4 protein-coding genes and 1 pseudogene are annotated in these 5303 nt (G+C 47.0%); 1 reads left to right on the top strand and 4 read right to left on the bottom strand.

The annotated features are described in order from the left end of the window. The 4 genes and pseudogenes from BLQ17_RS21540 to dctP all read right to left on the bottom strand — a co-directional run. Positions 1-409 (bottom strand): annotated as a pseudogene (locus BLQ17_RS21540) (hypothetical protein); the annotation flags it as partial. Positions 410-1207: 798 nt separating this feature from the next. After that, entirely contained in the window at positions 1208-2521 is a 1314-nt protein-coding gene (locus BLQ17_RS21535) for a TRAP transporter large permease (RefSeq protein WP_218121881.1), read from the bottom strand. Continuing rightward, entirely contained in the window at positions 2518-3129 is a 612-nt protein-coding gene (locus tag BLQ17_RS21530) for a TRAP transporter small permease subunit (RefSeq protein ID WP_176761392.1), read from the bottom strand. The genes BLQ17_RS21535 and BLQ17_RS21530 overlap by 4 nt, the downstream gene beginning before the upstream one ends. 145 nt (positions 3130-3274) lie before the next feature. Continuing rightward, positions 3275-4282: a TRAP transporter substrate-binding protein DctP gene (dctP, locus tag BLQ17_RS21525; RefSeq protein WP_092226291.1), complete on the bottom strand. Its 1008-nt coding sequence runs from the start codon at positions 4280-4282 to the stop codon at positions 3275-3277. A gap of 613 nt (positions 4283-4895) precedes the next feature. Here dctP and BLQ17_RS21520 point away from each other — a divergent pair. Further along, on the top strand, positions 4896-5102 hold the full coding sequence (locus BLQ17_RS21520) for a helix-turn-helix domain-containing protein (protein ID WP_218121880.1): 207 nt from the start codon (positions 4896-4898) through the stop codon (positions 5100-5102). Positions 5103-5303: the final 201 nt, after the last annotated feature.

The raw sequence follows: 5303 nt of genomic DNA, 5'->3' as shown, positions 1-5303 counted from the left end.
ATACCGCAGGAAGCTTTTCATACTCAACTTCGATCAGCTCCAGAGCCTGCTTGGCAATTTCGGGAGTCACTGCGGCGACAGCCGCCACGCGGTCACCAAAATGACGAACCTTTTTTTCCAGAAGGAAACTGTCGTAATACATTACCGACGGCAGGAACAGAAACTGATGCATGGTCGGAACCTTGGGTACATCTTCATGGGTGATAACTGCCTCAACCCCTTCCAAGGCAAGCGCCTTACTGGTATCGATTGACTTTATGTTAGCGTGAGCATGGGGGCTGCGAAGAATTTTAACATGCAGCGTGTTTGGGAATTGCAGGTCTCCGGAATATTTCAGTTTTCCGGTGACTTTCTCTAATGCCTCGATTTTCTGTTGCCGTTTTCCAATTACATTAAACGTGCTTTTCATGTTGATTTCTCCAGACTACAGATGGTTGCCAACAAACTGTATTTGGATTTTTCCTACATCTTTTTGCGTCTTGGCATGTGTAATGTCAGCTATCCAAAATCATTGTTGGAATATTCAAAAAACATATTATTCCCGTAATATGAGAATAAAATATCATAATATGAGAATAACATGAAGCCTGATTGCACGTCAAGCTTTTTATAGCTATCCATGTCAAGTAAGAGGGGCGGTTTTCTGTAAGGTACAAAACTTATAGCACCGATTTTTTGCAGGGCTACTTGTATGAGTTAGGTGTTGTATACCCAAGAGAAGAAGCGGGCCGGCGAAATTCTACGAGATCCGTGTCGTCAGCGCGGAGTTGAGTTGCTTGAAAGGCAAGGCAGTTGATGCCAGACTATGTCCACATGTATTTGTGTGTTCCACACGATTTCAGCATAGCTTTTGTCATCGGATTTTTCTAAGGCAAAAGCGTCGTGCAAATTCACCATAGTATTGGTAACAGACGAGTCACTGGTTTGCATTTTGGTCACGTGGCCACTACGTAAGTACAGCTGCTCCCTGGATAAAGCGGACCATACGCAAATATATCCGTGAGCACGAGAAGCATAAATATCGATTATTTGATTAAGAACCAGGAGTCCCCTGCGGGAAGTTTCTTCTGCAAATACCCCCACTTTTTAAGGGGCTTAAGCTGAGGCCTCCTGCTTTGCGGAAGGCCTCGCTCATTTTTCGCGTACTCTGGGGTGACTCTTAAAACTAATTATCAATCAGGCTGCATCCGGGGTACAGGTTAAACTATCAGCCGAACAGCAGGTCAGGCAGCCAGGTAATCAACTTAGGAAAGATCATGAACAGGATCAGAGCCGCTAGTTGAATCACCACAAAAGGGATCACCGATCGGTAGATATCTCCCATGGAAACTCCTTTGGGAGCAACAGCTTTCATATAGAAAAGGTTAATGCCATATGGCGGGGTGATGTAGGCCATCTGCATATTAACTACGTACATGATCGCGAACCAAACCGGGTCGAACCCCAGAGCCTTGATAATGGGCAAAAAGATCGGCATACAAAGAAACAGGATCGCCAGATCATCCAGGAACATACCCAGAACAAAAAAGCTCAGCTGCATGACGATCAGTATAATCCAGGGACTCATGTCCAGCCCGACGATGGCCGATTTGATCATAGCCGTGGCCCCGAGCCCTGTGTAAACTTTGCTGAACACGATGGCCCCGATGATTATTAGAGCGGTAAAACCCGCTACGTTAAGAGTTTTTTGGGCCGTTTCCATCAGCATCTTCCAAGTCAGGGCCTTACGTATGGCAGCGCACGCTAAGGCCCCTGTAGCCCCCACGGCAGCCGCCTCTGTCGGTGAGGTCACTCCGAAGAAGATGCAGCCGAGAACGGCCATAATCAGCATTCCGGGAAGAATCAGCCCTTTGAGTGAACTGACCTTCTCGCCCCAGGAGGCTCGTTCGTTGTCTGAGATCGCCGGGCCGAGTTGAGGCTGCAGATGGCAGCGGACACCAACGTAAATCATATACAGTACTGCCAAGATAACCCCAGGCACCACCCCGCCGGCAAAGAGCCTACCCACCGATTCGCCGGAAACAAAGGCGTACATGATCATCATCATGCTCGGAGGAATCAGAAAGCCAAGCGCACCTCCGGCCTGAACCAGACCAATGGCAATATCCTTATTGTACTTTCGCTCTAACATGGCCGGGACAGCAATGACCCCCATGGAGATGGTGGCAGCTCCACTCACACCGACCATGGCTGCCATGATGGCGCAGATGGCCACAGTGCCGATGCCCAATCCACCCCGCAGTCGGCCCATCCAAAGATGTACCGCATCGAAAAGGTCGTTGGCAATGCCCGATTCGTGCAACACATAGCCCATGAAGACAAACAGGGGCACCGCGATAAGGACGAAGTTGTTCATAATGTTTAGCACGGAGAAGTAGAGCACGTTCAGCGAAGCGGTGCCCCACAGGAACAGGGCCGACAGAACCCCCACCGATCCCAGGCAAAAGGCGACCGGAAGGCCGGTGGCCATTAACAGCAGCATGCTGGCAAACATCAGGCCGGTAATTTCAAACGGGCTCATTGGAGTTCCTCCCCGGTGATTGCTAGAACGAGATTGCGGATAAAATCGCTGATATGCTGTAGCAGCAGCAGCAACATGCCGAACGGAATGGTCATTTTCCAGGGATAGAGAGGAGGGCTCCAAACGGTAGCGGCGTGCTCCCTGATCTGCACCGACTCGATGCCGTAGACAGTCGATTGCCACAATATTAAGCCTATGAAGATGGTAACCAGCGGGAAGGTACACAGATCGACGATGGCCCTGGTCCGGTCACTCCATTTGGAGTAGAAGATGTCCATGGAGACGTGGGCCTTGGACAGCAGCGAATAGGCCAGGGAACAGATCATGTAGGTGCCGAAGATCATGGTGGTTGCTTCAAGGGCCCAAGTGGTCGGTCTGCTGAATACATATCGTGCAATGACCTCGTACATGGTGATGGCAATCATGACCAGCAGAAACAGGGCGAGAACTTTCCCTGACCAGTTGCTGATGGCATCTATAGTGTTGACGGTTGAACTGAGCAGTTTTCTGACTGTTCTCACCTCCCCATGAGGCCAATCCTTGTCTGACTCACCAATGGTCGTGTTCTTGCTTTGGGTGTAAATAGGGGTTTGTGATAAGCTTTCCATGCTTTTCCAGCCTTTCTTCATGTCGGAATAAACGATTATTGCCCACCAAAACACGTAAAATGTATTTTGCTTTGGATATTCAGGCACCAACGAGTCGACTCGGAATATACCGAGCCGATTCGATGGATTGTCCAAAAAGTAGGATTTAATTGAGGCGACCGACCATCCTATTTAGCTCTTTTATCATCTCGACTGCTTCAGCATTTTCCAAAGACCTGTTGGCTTCTTCTTCCCACACCGAGATTGCCCCATCAGTGAGTTTAGATGCGTCGGCCTCGGAAAATTTAGTAACATCTTCGAAAAGTGTGTCCGGCAGGGTGTATTCAGCCTTCCATACCGGGTCATAGTGTTTCAGTCCAGCCTCGGTAGCCGCAACAGTGATAATTGCCTGAAGATCTTCAGGCAGGCTGTCCCAGACCTTTTTGTTCATGAAGTAGCTATCGACAATGGGATCAAGGATCGGATTTGCAATGTAGAATTTAGCGGCTTCATAAAATTTCATCATTTTATATTCGTTTGCGCCGCCAAAGAGAACCCCATCGATCTGTCCGGTCGTGAGGGCCAGATAAATATCTTCCAACGGAAGGCTGACGGTTGCCACCCCTAGATTACTGAGCATTTTTGCCGAACCACCAATTGCCCTGATTTTCAACTTTTTTAATTCTTCCAGGGAGTTGACCGGTGTTTTGGTTAAAATTTTGTAAGGGGTAGCATAGTTTGGAGCAAGGTAATGGACGCCGTGTTTTTCGTACTCTTTCGCGAGAAGCTCTTTAAACCCAAGTTCCTCCCATAACACCCTAGCTTCATAGGCATTTTGCCATGCCATTGGCAGTCCAGTCTCAATATTTCCAATTGTCAGTTCAGAGAAATAGGAACCGCTGCCCATGCCTATGTCAATCATCCCGGTTTTGGTCGCCTTCAGGATTTCCGGAGAAGAGATGAGCTCACCAGAAGTAAAGAAAGTAATTTTGATTCTTCCACCACTCATTTTTTCTACAGTTTCGGCAAATCCTTTTTGAGCACCTGCCATGGATTGTGGGTAGAAACTCTGCATTTTCAACTGATACACTTTATCGTTGCCGCTACACATCCCAACGGAAAAGCTGGCGAGCAGAACGAAAAAGGCTATAAGTGCAGTTGTTATTCTCAGCATATTCAATCTCCCTTTATTGGACTCGATTAATGGTTGCGTTTCAGTGCTTACTGTACCCTGACTTTCCTTCGAACTTGTCAATACCTCCTTCCTGTCCGTATCGATACGGTCCGGACAAATATATTTAAACCACCAAATAACAAATACAGAAAGAGCTAATTCTCTAGAATCAAGAAGACACTAAGTTGGTTTCTACATACCCTGTCTGTATCGCTTCGCACAAATCGATCTCTTTTGTTTAGAAACTGCTAAAACCTAATATTTCTCTGATAACGAGAATGGATAATCTTATAACAAGAAAAATACCCCCGTTTAGGTTGCCTGTCAAGGAAAAATAAGAAATTTGGCTGGTTCTGTTCGCGGGGTACGCCAGGTCTGGATTCCCAAGCCCTATTTTCCACCTAAGCATTTTTTCTTTTTTTTACGCCATCTCAGGGATGCGACCCAATTATTGAACGGGTGGCAAACTGGATAGATCCTCACCATAATATGTGATTAATTTTGCGTTCATGTTGATATCAAAAAGGTTTTTACTGTTGCAAAATACCAGCCGCGCTAACATTAGCGTTATTAATCAGTTCATTGATCAGTAGACATGTGTTATACTCCGGGCATGGAAACTGATGATGGAAGAAAAATTGACCGCAAAGGCCTTGAAGCCATCCGCATACGGGCTGTACAGCGTGTGGAAGCTGGAGAGAGCCCCGAAACTGTCATAAAGGCCCTTGGATTTACGAGAACCGTTATCTATCAATGGATTGCGAAATACCGAGAAGCGGAATGTGTCAATGAAAATGAGACACCTTTGTTGGTAATTTAGACTACCTTCTTTGTGTTGATACGAGTAGCATGTTGGCCATAACAGTCAAGGCCAAGCCCTTTGGGCAACTCCGCTGCGCTCCGTTAACCTTGAATGCCATGACCAACATACGGAACCTATGTTTGTTATTGAGAAAACAAAAATTCATTTTGTTTTTTCATTAGTTGCCTGCAATTTCGGAGGATTAATCCAGGCCGCGTT

The organism is Desulforhopalus singaporensis (genome assembly GCF_900104445.1).
Classification (GTDB): Bacteria; Desulfobacterota; Desulfobulbia; order Desulfobulbales; family Desulfocapsaceae; genus Desulforhopalus_A; species Desulforhopalus_A singaporensis.
Note: the sequence above shows the minus strand (reverse complement) of the source record. Positions and strands in the feature narration are given on the sequence as shown.

Coding starts and splice junctions, on each gene's coding strand:
- BLQ17_RS21535 (WP_218121881.1), bottom strand. CDS start 2,521: ATGAGCCCGTTTGAAATTACCGGCCTGATGTTTGCCAGCATGCTGCTG.
- BLQ17_RS21530 (WP_176761392.1), bottom strand. CDS start 3,129: ATGGAAAGCTTATCACAAACCCCTATTTACACCCAAAGCAAGAACACG.
- dctP (WP_092226291.1), bottom strand. CDS start 4,282: ATGCTGAGAATAACAACTGCACTTATAGCCTTTTTCGTTCTGCTCGCC.
- BLQ17_RS21520 (WP_218121880.1), top strand. CDS start 4,896: ATGGAAACTGATGATGGAAGAAAAATTGACCGCAAAGGCCTTGAAGCC.